Raw genomic sequence first — 17,319 nt, forward strand, 5'->3', positions numbered from 1 at the left:
AGCATTCATGCGTTTGCTGCTGGTTGAAGATGATGTCGCCCTCGGCGAGGGCATTCATCAGGCGTTGAGTCGCGAAGGCTACACGGTGGACTGGGTGAAAGATGGCGCCAGCGCCCTCCATGCCTTGTTGAGCGAGGTCTTCGATCTGGCCATTCTCGATCTCGGATTGCCCAGGCTGGACGGCCTGGCGGTGCTGCGGCGCCTGCGTGAAAGTGGCTCGGCGCTGCCGGTGCTGATCCTGACCGCACGGGACGCCACCGAAGACCGCATTGCCGGCCTCGACGCAGGGGCCGACGATTACCTGATAAAGCCCTTCGACCTGTCCGAACTCAAGGCCCGCCTGCGGGCGCTGTTGCGGCGCAGTGCCGGGCGCGCGCGGGTCACGATCGAGCACGCGGGCATCCGCCTGGACCCGACCACCCAGCAAGTCAGTTACAAGGATGATCTCGTCGCCCTCACCCCCAAGGAATACCAGCTGTTATACGAACTGCTCTCGCCACCGGGCCGGGTGATGACCCGCGAACGCTTGATGCAGTTGCTGTACGGCTGGAACGAAGAAGCAGAGAGCAACACCCTCGAAGTGCACATCCATCACCTGCGCAAGAAGTTTTCCAGCGAGCTGATCCGCACCGTACGCGGCGTCGGCTACCTGGTGGAGGATCGCCCGTGACGTCGATCCGCCGCCGCACGCTGACCCTGATCCTTGGACTGGTGCTGATCGGCCTGCTGATCCTGACCCTGGTCAACCTCCATGACAGCAACCACGAAATCGCCGAAGTCTACGATGCCCAGCTCGCCACCAACGCCCGGTTGCTGCAGGGCGTGATGCGCATGCCCCTGGCGCGGCAGGAGCATGCGCAGTTGTACCAGGCGTTCAATCAGGCCCTGGCTCAGGCCGAACCGCGAGTCGACGGCCACCCCTACGAGAGCAAAATCGCCTTTCAGGTCTGGGACCTTCAAGGCCGGTTGCTGGTGCACACCCCCAGCGCACCGACCCTGACCCATGCGCCTCAATACACCGGCTTCAGCGACATCAATGATCTGGGCAAACATGAATGGCGCACCTTCGTGCTCAGGGATGCGCAGCATGACCTGGTGATCTGGGTTGGCGAGCGCGACGACGTGCGCTCGGACCTGGTCAACCGCATCGTTCGCCACACGGTGATCCCCAATCTGATCGGCAGCCTGCTGCTGATGGGCGCGATCTGGCTGGCCATTGGCTGGGGCCTCAAGCCGCTGGCCGATCTGGCCGCCACCCTGCGCGGTCGTCATCCGGGCTCCCTCGAACCCTTGCAACTGGCGCCCCTGCCCAGCGAGCTGGAACCCATGCAAGCGGCCCTGAACCGATTGCTCGGACAGATTCAGGATGTGCTGAGCCGTGAACGACGCTTCATCGCCGACGCCGCCCATGAAATGCGCACGCCGCTGGCGGTGCTGCGGGTGCATGCACAGAACGTCCTCGAAGCGCGCGACGACGCGCAGCGCAATGAGTCCCTGAGCTACCTGATCGTGGGCGTTGATCGGACGACACGCCTGGTCAATCAGCTGCTGACCATCGCACGACTGGAGCCCGGCGCGGGGCCCGTGCCGACGCGCAGCGCTGACGTGGTCGCTGCCGTGCGCGACAGCCTGGTGCAGATGACGCCGTGGGTATTGAGCCGAGGGCTGGAACTGGTGTTCGAATGCGCTGAGCCGTCCCGTGAGGTGACGACCGATTTCGCTGCCATCGACATCGCGCTGCAAAACCTGTTGACCAATGCCGTCAATTTCTCGCCTGCAGGGGGTCAGGTGAGTGTGACCCTGGGCTTCGGCGATGGCGCTTTCCGGCTCAGCGTTGCCGACGAGGGGCCTGGCATCGACGAAGCCGAGCGGGAGCGCCTGTTCGAACGCTTTTACAGCCGCGGCAATGATCAGGGCGTCGGCCTGGGCCTGACCATCGTGCAAACCATTGCGCGGCGCCTGGGCGGGGAAATCATCATGGAGAACCGCGCCGGGAAAGGCTTGCGCGCGACGCTATGTGCGCCAGCGAACAGACAGCCCTGAGAAAGCGTACTCACACTGTCGTGGTCTGAACGCATCGTTCACCAGGGCACATCAGTGCCGGCGCTCCGCTGCGCACACCGCCCAAAACGCTGCGTCCGCCGGAGTGCAAGTCATTTCAGGGAAACTAATGACGAGCACATGGACACGCACCAAACAGGCGATCTCACGGGTCAGGCTGGCGGGTCGCGCCGGGGCCCACCCGAAGCTGGCGTTCGCCTACGAGCGACTGCTGCGCGCCGAACTCTTCAACGCCGACCAGATGGCCAGCCACGGCATAGACCTGGCCACTCAGCATCAGCTCGGTGCAGTGACCACGCGGGACTTCCTGCTGGGCAGGCTGGATGACAACGAGGCATTGCTCAAGGAAAGCTGCAGCGCGTTGACTGAGGCCCAGGCCTCCGACCGCCGGATCACCCCCGCCGCCGAGTGGCTGCTCGATAATTTTTTCCTGATTGAAGATCACATCCGCACAGCCAGGTCGCACCTGCCCCAGGGTTACAGCCGTGAGTTGCCGCGCCTGAGCAATGGGCCCTCCAGCGGTTTGCCGAGGGTGTACGACATTGCCCTGGAGACCATTTCCCACGGTGATGGCCGCTTTGACGAACTGAGCCTTACGCGCTTCGTGGTGTCGTACCAGACGGTCATGCCGTTGGCGCTGGGCGAGTTGTGGGCCATCCCGATCATGCTGCGCCTGGCGTTGATCGAAAACCTGCGGCGGGTGGCCTCCCGGGTCATGGCCAACTGGGACGATCGCAATCTGGCGGATGACTGGGCCGAGCGGCTCATCGAGGTGTCCGAGCACGACGTGAAAAGCGTGGTGCTGACTGTCGCTGACATGGCCCATTCGTCCCCGCCCACGACCGCTGCTTTCGTTGCCGAGTTCGCCCGTCGGTTGCAGGGTCAAAGCGCTGCCCTGGCGCTGCCCCTCAACTGGATCGAGCAGTTGCTCGCCGAGACCGGTTCGAGCATCGAGCGACAGGTGCAATTCGATGCGCAGCAGCAGTCGGCGGATCAGATGTCCATCAGCAACAGCATCGCCAGCCTGCGCCTGCTGTCAGCGACCCCCTGGCGCGAGTTCGTCGAAGGGATGAGCCATGTCGAGCAGACCCTTCAACAGGACCCGGCCGAGGTCTATCCGCGCATGGACTTCGCCACCCGCGACAGCTATCGCCACGTCATCGAACGGCTGGCCAGGCGCAGTGGACGCACTGAAATATCCGTCGCGCAGACCGTTGTGGCGCTCTCCCGAGAACACCGGGACGCGTCAGCCGGAGACGATCTCGCCCGCCATATCGGGTATTTCCTGGTCGGCCCCGGCATTGGGGTGCTCGAGCAAAAGCTGGGCGCCCGTGTGCCCTTTCACGAACGCTGGAAACGCCTGCTGCAAAGCTCACCGCTGACGTTTTACCTGGCACCTGCCGGTGCCCTGACCATTATTTTTGCACTGCCGCTGCTGTCTTCGGCACACCGGGACGGGTTGCCCGATCTCGCGCTCATCGCACTGGCCGTGCCCTGCCTGGTCATGACCAGTCGCCTGGCCTTCAGCCTCATCAACTGGCTGGTCACCTTCAGCCTGCTGCCCGCCATGCTGCCGAAGATGGATTATGCCAACGGAATTCCCGATGAAGCGCGCACGCTGGTCGCCATTCCCACGCTGATCGGTTCGCGCGCGGACGTCGACGACCTGGTAGAGGGCCTGGAAGTCAGGTTCCTCGCCAATCGCGACAGCAATCTTTTCTTCGCGCTGCTGACCGACTTTCTCGATGCGCCGGCCGAAGTGCAGGCAGCGGATGCAGACCTGCTCGACTATGCCTCGGCGGCGATCAACCGACTCAACGGCAAATACGAGGACGAACTGCCCGCGCGGTTTTTCCTGTTTCACCGCCCGCGCCGCTGGAACGCCAGTGAACGCGCCTGGATGGGCCACGAGCGCAAACGCGGCAAGCTGACTGACCTCAACGCCTGGCTGCGGGGTGCGGACGACAACCGTTTTACCACCATCGTGGGCGACACCTCTGCCCTTGGCGCGGTGCGTTATGTGCTGACCCTTGATACCGACACGCTCCTGCCGGGAGAGGTTGCCCGCCAATGCGTGGCCGCCATGATGCACCCGCTGAACCGCCCGGTGTTCGACGCGCGACGTGAGCGTGTCATTTCCGGGTACGCGCTGTTGCAACCCCAGGTCGGCATCAGCCTGACCAGCACCCCCCGCTCGATCTATTCGCGCCTGTTTGGCAGTGGCGGCGGCGTTGATCCCTACACCCGGGCGGTCTCGGACATTTACCAGGACCTGTTCAAACAAGGCTCGTTCATCGGCAAGGGCATCTACGATGTCGACGCGTTCACCTGTGCGCTGGAGGGCTGTCTGCCGGACAACCAGGTCCTCAGTCACGATTTGATCGAGGGCTGCTACGCCCGGTCAGGCCTGCTCAGCGATGTGCAGTTGTACGAGCAATACCCGTCTCGCTACAGCGTGGACGTCAAGCGACGCCATCGCTGGATTCGCGGCGACTGGCAGCTGATCCCCTGGATTCTGCCCTGGACCCTGAACACCCGCGGCCAATGGGCACGCAACCGTCTCGATGTCATGGCCCGCTGGAAGATTCTCGACAACCTGCGCCGCAGCCTTGAGCCGGCGGCAGTGTTGCTGATGCTGGCCTGGGGCTGGTTCGCCAGCAGTGAACCGCTGGCCTGGACCTTGGCGGTGGTCGGCTTGCTGGTCATGCAACCGTTGCTCAGGACCCTGACCGACGGGTTGCAACCGCCGTTGAACGTGCCTTACCGGCAATACCTGGCCGCGCTGTGCAGGAGTCTGGGGCAGGACCTCGCCCAGATCGCTGCCACCGTCGCATGGTTGCCGTTCGAGATGTATTACAGCGTGGGCGCCATTGCCCGTTCGCTCTGGCGCATCCTGTTCAGCCGTCGCCTGTTATTGCAGTGGCAACCCTCCCGGGAAGTGGAGCGCAACACGCAGAACCCGCTGCCGGGACTCTACCGCGAAATGTGGGCAGGCCCTGCCCTCGCCCTCTGCGGGCTGGCCGGTTTGATGAATGACCCGCTGGCTCTGCTGATTGCCATGCCGTTCCTGCTCGCCTGGGCTGCCGGCCCCTGGATCGCCTGGCGCCTGAGCGCGATGCCGGAAAATGCCGTGTTCGAGCCCTCGGTGCACGCACTGCGCTTCCTGCAGGTGCTCTCGCGGCGGACGTGGGCGTTCTTCGATGACTTCGTCGGGCCCCAGGATAACTGGCTGCCCCCTGACAATATTCAGGAGGAGCCGAAATCGGTGATCGCCCACCGGACCTCGCCGACCAACATGGGCATGGCGCTGCTCGCGCATCTGGCCGCCCACGACTTCGGTTACCTCAGCACCGACCGACTGCTGCAGCGTGTGTCCGCATCGCTGGACACCATGGACAGCCTGGAGCGGTACCAACGACATTTCTACAACTGGTATGACACGCAGACACTCAAGCCCCTGCGCCCTCAGTACATCTCCACCGTTGACAGCGGCAACTTGGCCGGGCACCTGCTGACTCTGCGCGCCGGCTTGATCCAGCTGCCCGACGCTGCGGTGTTCGATGCCGCCATGCTCAAGGGCCTGCGCATCACGCTGGACACGCTGCTTGAAACGACGGACACCGCTGGCACGTTGACCGCGCTCTTTCCCCTGCTCGACGAGCCCGCCGGAACCGATGACATCGGTGCGCTGTTGACGGCGTTACAGACCGTCCGTGCCCGGGTTGCAGCCATGGCAGCCGGTGGCAGCGAAGAAGGCGTGTATTGGCAAAACGCCTTGCTCGCGCAGTGTGATGACTGGCTCGCGGCCCTCGAACGTTATCGACTGCCGCCGCCCTTGGCCGGCCGCCAACCCCGTCGCCGCACACTGCGGGCGCTGTCCCGGCTGGACGAAGCTGACTGGGCTGCGGAGGATCACCCGCGCATAGCAGCAGTGCGCAGAACGGCCCTCGACGCTATCGCCCGGATCGATCGCCTGATTCTGCTGACGAGCGATCTGGCGCAGATGGACTTCTCCCTGCTCTATGACAACAAGCGCGACTTGTTCGTGATCGGCTACAACGCCGACGAGCGTCGCCTGGACACCGGTTATTACGACCTGCTGGCGTCAGAAGTGCGCCTGACCAACTTCGTGGTGATCGCCCAGGGGCAGATTCCGCAGCGGGCGTGGTTCACCCTCGGGCGACTGCTCGGTGACTCCGCCGGCGTACCGACCTTGATGTCCTGGTCCGGCTCGATGTTCGAATACCTGATGCCCATGCTGGTCATGCCCAACTACGACGGCAGTCTGCTTGACCAGACCTGCCGGGCGGCGGTGGCCGTGCAAATCGAACACGGCAAACGTCTGGGCATCCCGTGGGGGGTGTCGGAATCGGGCTATTACACACTGGATGCGCACTTTAATTATCAGTACCGGGCGTTCGGCGTTCAGGCCCTCGGCCTCAAGCGCGGCCTGGGCGACGACGTGGTTGTCGCGCCTTACGCCAGCGTCCTGGCCTTGATGGTGGACGCCGACGCGGCCTGCAAAAACCTGCAGCGGCTGGCCCGCAAGGGCGCCTCCGGGCGCTACGGATTCTACGAGGCGGTCGATTACACCGAAGCGCGCCTGCCGCGGGGCCAGCGTTACGCCTGGGTGCAGTCCTTCATGGCGCATCATCAGGGGATGAGCCTGCTGGCCTTGACCAGCGTGCTGCTCAACCAGCCGATGCAACGGCGGTTTGAGTCGGACCCTGCCCTGCAATCGGCCCTGCTGCTGTTGCAAGAGCGGGTGCCGAAAGTGGCCGCGCCTTACCTGCAAACCGCCCAGCAGCCCGCCGCCAGTGATACCGGCGCCGGGCAGGAGAACGACCTGAGGGTGTTTGCCAACCCGGGGCATAAGCGCCCGGCGGTGCAATTGCTCTCCAACGGCCGGTACCACGTCATGCTCAGCAGCGCCGGCGGCGGGTACAGCCGCCTCGACAACATGGCCGCCACCCGCTGGCATGAAGATGCAACCCGGGACAACTGGGGCATGTTCTGTTACTTGAGAGACGTTGCCACGGGCGCCGTCTGGTCCAGTGCCTTTCAGCCGACCTTGCACCGGGCCGAGAGCCACGAGGCTATTTTCAGCGATGCCCGCGCCGAGTTTCGCACCCGGGAATTGGGTTTCGACACCCACATGGAAATCGTCGTCTCCCCTGAAGACAACATCGAACTGCGGCGCCTGCACGTGACCAACCGCGGGGAGTCTGCGAAGACGCTGGAGATCACCACCTACGCGGAAGTGGTGCTGGCGTCACCGGAAACGGACGCCATGCACCCGGCGTTCAGCAAATTATTCGTGCAGACCGAATTGCTGCTGCCGCTGCAAGCCATCGTCTGCAGCCGTCGCCCGCGGGCCAGCGATGAACACACGCCGTGGATGTGCCACCTGCTGGCGGCCCATGGCGTTGATATCCAGGCCATCTCCTACGAGACCGACCGCGCACGCTTCATTGGCCGAGGCCGCAGCACCCAGTCGCCGGCCGCGCTGGACCCGGACTGCGAGCAACTGTCAGGCAGCGCCGGCCCGGTCCTGGACCCGATTGTCGCCATCCGTTGCCGGATTACCCTGCAGCCCGGGCAGCAAGGCACCATCGATCTGGTCACGGGCGTGGCGGACAGCCGCGAAGACTGCCTCTCGCTGATCAACAAGTACCGGGACCGACACTTGGCGGACCGGGTCTTCGATTTGTCATGGACCCACAGCCAGGTGCTGCTGCGTCAGCTCAACGTTTCCCCTGCCGACGCCCGTTTGTTTGAACAGATGGCCTCTTCCCTGATTTACGCCAACGCAGGCTTGCGCGCCGACAGCACCGTGCTGACGGCCAACCTGCGCAATCAGCAGGGCCTGTGGGGGCAGTCGATTTCAGGCGACCTTCCCATCGTGCTGTTGCAGGTCAGAAGCCTTGAGAACATCGAGCTGGTCCAGAAGATGATTCAGGCCCACGCCTACTGGCGTCAGAAAGGCCTGCTGACGGACCTCCTCATCTGGAACGAAGATCAGGTGGGTTATCGCCAGCAACTGCAGGACGCGATCATGGGACTGGTCACTTCCGGCAGCGAAGCCACGCTGGTGGATCGGCCGGGCGGCATATTCGTGCGCATGGCGCAGCAGATGTCCAACGAAGACCGCACGCTGATCCTGTCCGCCGCGCGGCTGGTGTTTTCCGAAGGCCTGGGCACCCTGGCCGAACAGGTTCACCGCCGCCGCGTCGTGCGGGTGCACGCGCCGTTTGTCGCTACCGTGGTTCATGTGCCAGCGCCATTAAAGGCCCTTGCGCCGTTGCGCGTTTCGCTGCCGCTGAGCAACGCTTACGGTGCGTTCAGCCAGGACGGCGACGAGTACATCATCAACGCCCCGGCCTCCCATCCCACGCCAGCTCCTTGGGCCAACGTGATTGCCAATGCCCAGATGGGCACGGTGGTCTCGGAGTCCGGCAGTGCTTACACCTGGGCTGAAAATGCCCACGAATACCGTTTGACTCCCTGGCACAACGACCCGGTGAGCGACCCCGTCGGCGAGGTCATTTACCTGCGCGATGAAGACACCGGCCTCTTCTGGTCGGCCACCCCGCAACCCGCTTCGGGCACTGGCGCTTACCGAACCCGCCACAGCTTTGGTTACACCGTGTTCGAGCACGAGGAAGACGGCATCCACAGCGAGCTCTGGGTTTACGTGGCGCTGGATGCACCGATCAAGTTCTCCAGGCTGGTGCTGCGCAATGTCTCGGGGCGAGAGCGCAACCTGACGGTGACCGGCTATGTGGAGTGGGTGCTGGGCGATCTGCGCAGCAAATCAGCCATGCACGTGGTCACCCATTCGGACCCTGCCAGCGGCGCACTGTTTGCGCGCAACGCCTGGTCGGTGGAATTCAGCGAGCGCGTGGCGTTTTTCGACACCGACACCGTCGATCACAGTGTCACGGCGGACCGTACCGAATTCATCGGACGTTGCGGCAGCCTGCGGTCGCCCGCCGCGATGCGGCACAAGGGGCTGTCGGGAAAAACCGGTGGCGGTCTGGACCCGTGCGCTGCGATACAAGTGACATTGGCGCTCGCACACGGGCAAGGCACCGAAGTCATTTTGCGCCTGGGTGCGGAGAAAAATCCCCAGGCAGCCACCCAGTTGGCGCAACGCTACAAAGGCGTGCAGGTGGCGGCGGAGCAGTTGCAGAAAGTCAAAGACCACTGGCGTTCGGTGCTTTCGGTGGTTCAGGTGAAGACCCCGGTACCGGCCCTGGATGTGATGCTCAACGGCTGGTTGATGTACCAGGTGATCGCCTGCCGGTTTCTCGCCCGCAGCGGTTATTACCAGTCGGGTGGCGCCATCGGCTTTCGCGATCAGTTGCAAGACAGCATGGCGATGATTCATGCCGATCCGGCGGCTGCGCGGACGCATCTGTTGCTGTGCGCCAATCATCAATACGCCGAGGGCGATGTTCAGCACTGGTGGCACCCTCCCCTCAATCGAGGCGTGCGCACGGCCTGCTCCGACGATTTCCTGTGGCTCGTCGCCGCCACCAGCCGCTACGTCGAGGTCACCGGTGATCTGTCCGTGCTGGACGAACCCGCCGGCTACCTCGAAGGGCGCGCGCTGGGGCCGGGGGAAGAATCCTATTACGACCTGCCCGGTCTCTCTCCCTTGCAGGAGCCGCTGTATCGGCACTGTGTCCGCGCCATCGAGCACAGCCTGAGCCGTGGCGAACACGGTCTGCCGCTGATGGGCAGTGGCGACTGGAACGACGGCATGAACCGCGTGGGCTATCTCGGCCGGGGTGAAAGCGTCTGGCTGGGCTTCTTCGGGTGCCATGTGCTTGAGCGCTTTGCGCGGGTCGCCGAACGCCACGGCGACAGCGAATTCGCTGCACGTTGCGGTGAACAGGCGAAACAGCTGCGCGACAACCTGGAAGCGTCTGCCTGGGATGGCGCGTGGTATCGCCGCGGCTGGTTTGACGACGGGCAACCTCTGGGCTCATCAGTCAACGATGAGTGTCGGCTGGACTCCATCGCCCAGAGTTGGTCGGTGTTGTCCGGCGCCGGATCACCCGCCCGGCAGCAACGGGCGATGCAAGCGGTGGATCAGTACCTGGTCAAGCCGGATATCCGTGCGGTCCTGCTGCTCGATCCGCCGTTCGACAAGGGTCTGCAAGACCCGGGCTACATCAAGGGTTATGTGCCGGGCGTGCGCGAAAACGGTGGGCAGTACACCCATGCGGCGGTCTGGGCGGCGATGGCGTTCGCGCACTTGGGCGACACGGCCAAGGCCTGGCAATTGCTGCACATGATCAACCCGGCCGACCCCCTCAACAGCGCCAGGATCGACACGTATAAAGTCGAACCCTATGTGATGGCGGCCGATGTCTACGGCACTGCACCCCATGCGGGGCGCGGCGGCTGGACGTGGTACACCGGCTCCGCTGGCTGGATGTACCGGTTGGGCGTCGAGTCACTGCTGGGGCTTCAGCGCAGCGGCAACCTGCTGCAGCTGAAGCCGTTGATGCCGGAGGACTGGCCGGGGTTCAACCTGAGTTACCGCTTTGCAGGGACGCAGTACCACTTCGAGGTGGTCCGTGGCGAGACGGCCGGCAGCTCGATGACGCTGGACGGCACCGCAGTGGACGGAATGACACTGACGCTGGTGGACGATGGATCGGAGCGCTGGGTTCGCATCCAGTGCGGCGGTTCGCAGCCGGCAGCCCCCAAGCCGGTGGATTACGCGAAAGCGGCCGATGATTGACCTCCAGCGCCGGCGCTGCACTGGAGTACTCTCCGTTGGTCGTCCCCACTCCTGGAGCTCCACCATGTACACCGCGCCGCAGCCCGTCGACAACCACCTGCTTGCTGCGCTGGCCGATGAAGAACTCGTGCGTCTGGCGCCGCACATGGAGTGGGTGCAATTGGTATTGGGTGAGGTGCTGTATGAGCCCGGGGACATTTTGCGTCAGGTGTACTTTCCCACCGACTCGATCGTGTCCCTGCTGCAGGTTACCGAAAGCGGCGCCTCCGCAGAGATCGCCGTGGTCGGCAACGAAGGGCTTGTCGGCATTGCCGTGTTCATGGGTGGCGAGAGCACGTCCAGCCGCGCGGTGGTGCAGAGTGCCGGAGGCGCCTTCCGCCTGCCCGGCCATAAACTCAAGGAAGAATTCGATCGTCACGGCGAGCTGTTGCTGCTCATGCTGCGCTACACCCAGGCCCTGATTGCGCAAATGTCACAGACCGGTCTGTGCAATCGCCACCATTCGATCGACCAGCAATTGTGCCGCTGGTTGCTGTTGTCGCTGGATCGACTGCAAGGCAATCAGCTGACCATGACCCAGGAACTGATGGCCAACATGCTCGGTGTGCGCAGAGAAGGCGTGACCGAAGCGGCGGGCAAGCTGCAGCGCCAAGGCGTGATCGAATACACTCGGGGCCAGATCAAGGTCCTTGACCGCCCGCGACTGGAACGGTTGAGCTGCGAATGCTATTCAGTGGTGAAGGCCGAGTCCGACCGCTTGCTGAGCTATACCCGACGACGTGAGTGATCAGGTCATTATCAGGGTCTTGAAGGCTCAAGGCGGTGATTGCACGGATCGGATGAAAACGGCGTCAGGAACTTCAGCAGCCACGGGACCCTTTGATGGCGATCAGATACATCCGCAGCCTGACCGGCCGAAGACGCACACCGGACGCTAACCGCCACCTCGGGTTTGTCCTGGCCTTTGTGGCCGGCGCCATCAACGCCGGGGGCTTTCTGGCGGTTCAGCAGTACACCTCGCACATGACCGGCATCCTTTCGTCCATGGCCGATAACGCGGTGCTGGGTGCGTACGACCTGCTGCTGCGCGGGGGCAGCGCCCTCTTGTCTTTCATGGCAGGCGCCGCCTGTTCGGCCATCATGGTCAATTATTCCCGCCGCAGACGCCTGCACAGCGCGTTCGCCTTGCCCCTGTTGTTCGAGGCGTTTTTACTACTCTGCTTCGGCTTTCTGGGCCCCGGGCTGGCGGCCGTGGACGGATTGATCGTGTCCCTCACGGTCATGCTGCTGTGTTTCATCATGGGCCTGCAAAACGCCTTGATCACCAAGGTTTCCAAGGCTGAAATCAGAACCACGCACATCACCGGCATCGTCACCGACATCGGTATTGAACTCGGCAAGCTCGTCTACTGGAACGGCGCTACACCGCCCGGGCAACCGCGAGTGGTCGCGAACCGCGGGCGGCTGAAACTGTTGACTGCTCTGGCATTGAGCTTTTTCACCGGCGGTGTGGTGGGTGCGTACGGGTTCAAACACGTGGGGTACACCGCGACCGTACCGCTTTCGCTGGTCCTGGGCATGCTGGCGGTCGTGCCTGCCCTGGACGATGTGCGGCGGTATTTCCGGCGTGCGTGTCGGGGGTGATCCATCGTTGATCCGTGCCCGAGCCAACCCTTGCATAGGTATAGGGGGTACCCCTATGCTGCATCCCGTCTAGCCAGGGGTGTATCCGATGGGTCATGTCGCAGCCAACAAAAACGATCTTCTCAAGCGTGTCAAACGCATTGCCGGACAACTCCAGGCCGTCGAACGGGCGTTGGAGTCGGACCTCGACTGCGCCAAGACGCTGCACCTTGTCGCCGCCACTCGCGGGGCCATCAACGGCCTGATGGAGGAGATCATTGAAGACCACGCGCGCGCTCACGTGGCGGATCCTGGTCTCAGCGAAGCCGAGCGCAGCAAAGGTGTCGAAGAGCTGCTTGAAGCCATTCGTCGTTATTCCAAGTGAACACATCCAGGCGCCCGCTTATGCAGAGTCCGAACATCAATTACCTGCACGACCACGTCTTCCTGGGCTCGGCGCACGATGAGAACGCCAGGCGTACTCTGTGGGTGGTGGCGCTGACGGTGGTGATGATGGTCGGTGAAATCACCGCCGGGTATGTCACCGGTTCGATGGCGCTGCTGGCCGATGGTTTTCACATGGCGACGCATGCCGGTGCATTGGGCATCGCCGCGGCCGCCTATGCTTACGCCAAACGCAACGCTTCCAGCCAGCGCTTCAGTTTCGGCACAGGAAAGGTAGGGGATCTGGGCGGCTTCGCGTCGGCACTTATTCTCGGCATGGTTTCCCTGGGGATCGGCGTTGAATCCGTCATGCGCCTCTTGCAGCCCACCGATGTTCAGTTTGGCACCGCTACCCTCATCGCGATTGCCGGGTTGATCGTCAACATCGTCAGCGCCCTGTTGCTGGGCCACGGGCACAGCCATGGACACGATCATGAGCACGATCATGACCATCAGCATGATCATCACGGCCATCCCCATGCCCCTCATGGCAACGACAACAACTTGAAATCGGCCTATGTCCACGTCCTCGCGGACGCGCTGACCTCGGTGCTGGCCATCGCTGCATTGCTCGCCGGTCGTTATCTGGGCTGGGTATGGCTGGACCCGGCCATGGGCATCGTTGGCGCCCTCGTTATCGCGCGGTGGGCCTGGACCTTGATGGGCGTCACCGCAGGCGTATTGCTCGATCAGACTGACGCACACGTTGCCGAGGAGATCCGCCAGTTGGTTGAAGAACCGGGAGACGCCACCATCACCGACTTGCACGTCTGGCGGGTCGGCCCCCAAGCCCATGCGGCCATCGTCAGCGTCCTTGGCGCCGCCACTGCGAACGCCGACACCATCCGTGAACGTCTCCAGCCGGTCCATGAAATCAGGCACCTGACGGTCGAATTTCGACCGGCCTGATTGAGCGCTTCTGCCCTGCCCCAGAGGAAATTGCCATGCCACCCGGCAAACGTGAACTGGCGCGAATCGAACGCCGGTTAATCGCCACGCTGACCGAAGCGTGCGAGACAGCAAAAAGTGAGATCAAAGGCTTCACCTGGCTGACCCACACGGCTGACCTGAATGCGCTGGCTGACACCCTGAAGGTGATCTGGGTGTTCGAAACGCGGGCGGACAAACAGCACGCTCAGCTTGAAGCGAAGGCGCGCATTTTTGAGCTGACGGCCATTGCGTTGAATGAAGCCTGCATCGACCTGAAACTCTCCGATCGCAATGTTCGCCTTGACTCCGAAGAGGAATGCCAGCGCGCTCATGAGGGCAACTGGCAAAAGCGACTTGGTCAAGGGTGACTGACGATGGCCAAAGAAATTGAAAACCCATGCATCGCGGTGTGCCAGCTCAGGGGTGATCTGTGTGTGAGTTGTGGCCGGACGAAGGACGACATCAGAAAGTGGAAACGCATGAAGCGGCCTGAAAAAATGGCGGCGGTGCAAAGAGCGAGTGGGCGTTTGAAGCAGTTTCGCAAGGAGCAGAAAGCCGAGCATGGCGGTGAGTGTTAACGGTGAAGGCACATTCAGCCGAATGTTTGAGCACCCGAGAAACATCTTGAACCATTTTAGTCCGTGACTTCTCTATCTGACTGCAGCGCTCGGCAAAACCTTCTCGGATTGGGAGATGGCGTCGCCAAGCGGATCTCATAGACTATCTGGACACCCCAATGACCCCAATACCTCTGCTCCTGGGCTTCGTCATCATGTCGCTTGCCTCGTTGGCCATCTACGCCAAAGGCGCTCACAGCGGCCCACTGCGCGGCCACACACTGGTCCATTCCGCCGTCCCGTTCATTGCGGCAACGGCCTACCTCTGCATGTACCTGGGCGTGGGTAACCTGATCAAACCGGACGACAGCGTTACCTATCTCGCTCGCTACGTCGACTGGGCCTTAACCACGCCTCTGCTGCTGGCCGGGGTCGTCAGTTCGGCGTATCTGGGCGGCCGTGAGCAGGAAGGCCAAGCCGGCTTCGTGGCGTCTATCGTGACCCTGGATGTGATGATGATAGTGGCCGGTCTGATCGCCTCGTTGGCGCCTTACGGCACCTTGAAATGGGTATTTTTTGCCTGGTCGTGCGCGGCTTTTGTCGGTGTGCTTTATCTGCTGTGGAAGCCACTGGCGAATATCGCCGGGCAGCATCCGGCCATTGGCGCGGCGTACCGTAAAAATATCGGTTTTCTCACTGTGCTCTGGTTGATCTACCCGGTTGTTTTCGCCATCGGGCCAGAGGGGATATGGATGGTAAGCGATGCCGCAACCATCTGGATCTTCTTGGTACTCGATGTCCTGGCCAAGGTCGTGTACGCCTTCACCTCCGAGCGCAAGTTGCACGCCGCTCTGGCGAAGTCAGGCGCCTGAGAGTGAACAGGACGGGGTGGCTAGTCATGCTGTCGACCGCCGTGATTGCCAGCCTGTCCGGGGCAGCGACGCAGATGACGTTTGCGCTGGCGGTAGGGTTGGGCCTGGGGCTTCTCCACGGGGTAAGCGATATGCATCTGGTGGCAACGGCACGACGCCCCGCTTTCCTCTTTTCCTACCTGGCGACAGCCCTTGGGTGTCTACTCTGCTGGCAGCTGGCAAGTGCGACAGCACTCCTGTTGTTTCTGCTGCTGTCGGCCTGGCATTTTTTCCATGAAGATGAATTGTTCCACGAGCGGCTGACATCGCTGGCGTTGGGGCTCTTCATCATTGGCGGTCCGGCAGTGGTGCATGGGACAGAGGTCGCCCGGTTGCTCGCGTTAACCATCGGCTCGGGCGAACCCCATGGACTGGCGGAACGGCTGACGTGGTTGCTCGCCACAAGCGGCGTCATCGCGCTACCGGTATTGCTGCTGGCCTCCTGGCGCCAACGCAGCCTGTGGTTAGCGGCCACGCTGTTTGCCGTGGTGCTGTTACCACCCCTCGTCGGCTTCGCTGTTGGATTTTATAGCTTGCACGCCGCGCCTCAGACCCAGGTTCGCCAGCGTCTGTTGGGCGCGCCTCACCTGTCTGCCTACCTGCGCCTCACTTGGCCAATATGCCTGGGCGCTGCTCTGTTCATCTTGGTTGGAGGTCTTGTCTTCCTGCTGCAGGAAGGCACCGGAATCCGCGCGCTGTTCGCTGTATTAACGGCCTTTGCAGTACCGCACATGATCGTATTGCCGCGTTTTCTGCCAGTGGGTAAAGCGGCGGGTATAGACGGCCCGCCACCCTCGGAAGCGCGAGTGGTTGAGCGGTAACTGACCCGCACACTAACGCTTTGACCCACTCAGGTCGCCTTGCTTCTACCAAGACCAATGCCCGGGCGGGCCAGACGCGTCACCATCAGGAATGCATCCACTGTCGGAATAACGGCTCTTCCTCCAATCACCTCCCTCATCCAAACGAGTATGGGGTAACGGCCTTATCACAGGGACCAATGCGGGCGGATTAGTGGATCCAATAGACTTAACTAATTATTTAAGCAAAGGGTGCTTAAGATCCCCCGCGCCCGGCCGATTATATTGGATTGATGAGTTTGATTTAACTTTAATCACCGTTGGGTCAGAAGCTAGTCTACCGCTGGAGTGAACACGTGACGTTACGCCTAACCTGCAAAGCTTTTATTATTGCGCTGTCTTTTGGGTTGTCAAATGTGGCGAGTGCCGAAGACGTTAAAGTCTACAATTTTTCGCCGGTCAATCAATACAACCTTAATCTCTCAGCCAGTTTCTGGAACCCGATCATTCGGTACGTGTCCGACAAAAGCGGCGTGAACCTGACCCTGAAATTAGGGCGTACCTCCTCCGACACCACCAGTTATGTGCTCGCACAAGAAGTTGATTTCGCTTTTACCAACCATCTTTTCAGTCCAGAGCGCGACAAAATGGGTTGGAAGGTGTTTGGTCGCCGTGACGCCCCTCCCCTGGAAGGGCAAATCGTGGTACCTGCCGATTCCCCCATCCATAGCCTTGCTGAACTGGAAGGCCAGGAAGTCGTGTACCCGGGACCCGAAGCGTTCATCGCTTACAAAGTCACCAGCGCCGAATTGGTAAAGAAAGGGATAAATACGTCTACGGTGTTTGCAGGAAACATGGATGGTGCGTTCAGCCAGCTGATCAGTGGCAAGGCCCAGGCAATGGGGGTTAATTCACAGCTGGTCAGCGGCTACACCGAGAGAGAAGGCAAGTCGTTCCGCGTACTGTGGAACTCGTCCTTGTTTAACGACTTAGCCCTCATGGCCTCGCCCAGAGTGTCTCAAAAAGAACTGACGGCGGTCGCCGATGCATTTTTTAATATGCAATATGATAGTGAAGGCAGCAAAATTCTTCATGACGCGACTGAGCTCGTCCATGCACCTGAACCGATCAAGTTTATTCCTGCGACGGAAGCGGATTATGCGTCCTATCGTGATTTTTATAACAGCGCTCCAGCAAACCATAAGTAATCAATCTCACACCTAGCGGGAGAGGCTGTT

General features: G+C 62.0%; 12 protein-coding genes. All 12 read left to right on the forward strand.

Annotated features, from left to right (window positions below; all coding sequences use genetic code 11):
- Positions 1–7 precede the first annotated feature (7 nt).
- The 12 genes from QWI18_RS19440 (at position 8) to QWI18_RS19495 (ending at position 17,289) form a co-directional block, all read left to right on the forward strand.
- Complete coding sequence (locus QWI18_RS19440; RefSeq protein WP_192130318.1) at positions 8–670, forward strand: response regulator; 663 nt, start codon at positions 8–10, stop codon at positions 668–670.
- Complete coding sequence (locus tag QWI18_RS19445) at positions 667–2,043, forward strand: ATP-binding protein (protein WP_369319615.1); 1,377 nt, start codon at positions 667–669, stop codon at positions 2,041–2,043. The genes QWI18_RS19440 and QWI18_RS19445 overlap by 4 nt, the downstream gene beginning before the upstream one ends.
- 127 nt (positions 2,044–2,170) lie before the next feature.
- The gene (locus QWI18_RS19450; RefSeq protein ID WP_369319616.1) at positions 2,171–10,816 is read left to right on the forward strand and encodes a glucoamylase family protein; all 8,646 of its coding nucleotides are present in this window, start codon (positions 2,171–2,173) and stop codon (positions 10,814–10,816) included.
- 64 nt (positions 10,817–10,880) lie between these two features.
- Positions 10,881–11,603: a Crp/Fnr family transcriptional regulator gene (locus tag QWI18_RS19455; RefSeq protein WP_192130315.1), complete on the forward strand. Its 723-nt coding sequence runs from the start codon at positions 10,881–10,883 to the stop codon at positions 11,601–11,603.
- A gap of 95 nt (positions 11,604–11,698) precedes the next feature.
- On the forward strand, positions 11,699–12,460 hold the full coding sequence (locus tag QWI18_RS19460) for a YoaK family protein (RefSeq protein ID WP_369319617.1): 762 nt from the start codon (positions 11,699–11,701) through the stop codon (positions 12,458–12,460).
- Between the two features lie 88 nt (positions 12,461–12,548).
- Positions 12,549–12,824 (forward strand): metal/formaldehyde-sensitive transcriptional repressor, encoded by a 276-nt coding sequence (locus QWI18_RS19465; protein ID WP_065988849.1) that lies wholly within the window; start codon positions 12,549–12,551, stop codon positions 12,822–12,824.
- A gap of 20 nt (positions 12,825–12,844) precedes the next feature.
- The gene (dmeF, locus tag QWI18_RS19470; protein ID WP_296311992.1) at positions 12,845–13,792 is read left to right on the forward strand and encodes a CDF family Co(II)/Ni(II) efflux transporter DmeF; all 948 of its coding nucleotides are present in this window, start codon (positions 12,845–12,847) and stop codon (positions 13,790–13,792) included.
- A 35-nt stretch (positions 13,793–13,827) separates the two neighbouring features.
- Positions 13,828–14,181, forward strand: coding sequence for a hypothetical protein (locus tag QWI18_RS19475; RefSeq protein WP_369319618.1), 354 nt, complete (start codon positions 13,828–13,830; stop codon positions 14,179–14,181).
- Between the two features lie 6 nt (positions 14,182–14,187).
- The gene (locus QWI18_RS19480) at positions 14,188–14,391 is read left to right on the forward strand and encodes a DUF1289 domain-containing protein (protein ID WP_369319619.1); all 204 of its coding nucleotides are present in this window, start codon (positions 14,188–14,190) and stop codon (positions 14,389–14,391) included.
- Between the two features lie 158 nt (positions 14,392–14,549).
- On the forward strand, positions 14,550–15,242 hold the full coding sequence (locus QWI18_RS19485; protein WP_369319620.1) for a bacteriorhodopsin: 693 nt from the start codon (positions 14,550–14,552) through the stop codon (positions 15,240–15,242).
- A 26-nt stretch (positions 15,243–15,268) separates the two neighbouring features.
- On the forward strand, positions 15,269–16,102 hold the full coding sequence (locus QWI18_RS19490) for a Brp/Blh family beta-carotene 15,15'-dioxygenase (RefSeq protein WP_369319621.1): 834 nt from the start codon (positions 15,269–15,271) through the stop codon (positions 16,100–16,102).
- A 335-nt stretch (positions 16,103–16,437) separates the two neighbouring features.
- Positions 16,438–17,289, forward strand: a complete 852-nt coding sequence (locus QWI18_RS19495) for a phosphate/phosphite/phosphonate ABC transporter substrate-binding protein (protein WP_065988842.1) — start codon at positions 16,438–16,440, stop codon at positions 17,287–17,289.
- Positions 17,290–17,319 lie beyond the last annotated feature (30 nt).

Source organism: Pseudomonas sp. W2Oct36 (genome assembly GCF_041060465.1).
Lineage (GTDB): Bacteria > Pseudomonadota > Gammaproteobacteria > Pseudomonadales > Pseudomonadaceae > Aquipseudomonas > Aquipseudomonas graminis_B.

Bases quoted from the DNA above. Each gene is read 5' to 3' on its own strand.
- QWI18_RS19440 (WP_192130318.1), top strand. From the start codon at position 8: ATGCGTTTGCTGCTGGTTGAAGATGATGTCGCCCTCGGCGAGGGCATT.
- QWI18_RS19450 (WP_369319616.1), top strand. From the start codon at position 2,171: ATGACGAGCACATGGACACGCACCAAACAGGCGATCTCACGGGTCAGG.
- QWI18_RS19455 (WP_192130315.1), top strand. From the start codon at position 10,881: ATGTACACCGCGCCGCAGCCCGTCGACAACCACCTGCTTGCTGCGCTG.
- QWI18_RS19460 (WP_369319617.1), top strand. From the start codon at position 11,699: ATGGCGATCAGATACATCCGCAGCCTGACCGGCCGAAGACGCACACCG.
- QWI18_RS19465 (WP_065988849.1), top strand. From the start codon at position 12,549: ATGGGTCATGTCGCAGCCAACAAAAACGATCTTCTCAAGCGTGTCAAA.
- dmeF (WP_296311992.1), top strand. From the start codon at position 12,845: ATGCAGAGTCCGAACATCAATTACCTGCACGACCACGTCTTCCTGGGC.
- QWI18_RS19475 (WP_369319618.1), top strand. From the start codon at position 13,828: ATGCCACCCGGCAAACGTGAACTGGCGCGAATCGAACGCCGGTTAATC.
- QWI18_RS19480 (WP_369319619.1), top strand. From the start codon at position 14,188: ATGGCCAAAGAAATTGAAAACCCATGCATCGCGGTGTGCCAGCTCAGG.
- QWI18_RS19485 (WP_369319620.1), top strand. From the start codon at position 14,550: ATGACCCCAATACCTCTGCTCCTGGGCTTCGTCATCATGTCGCTTGCC.
- QWI18_RS19490 (WP_369319621.1), top strand. From the start codon at position 15,269: ATGCTGTCGACCGCCGTGATTGCCAGCCTGTCCGGGGCAGCGACGCAG.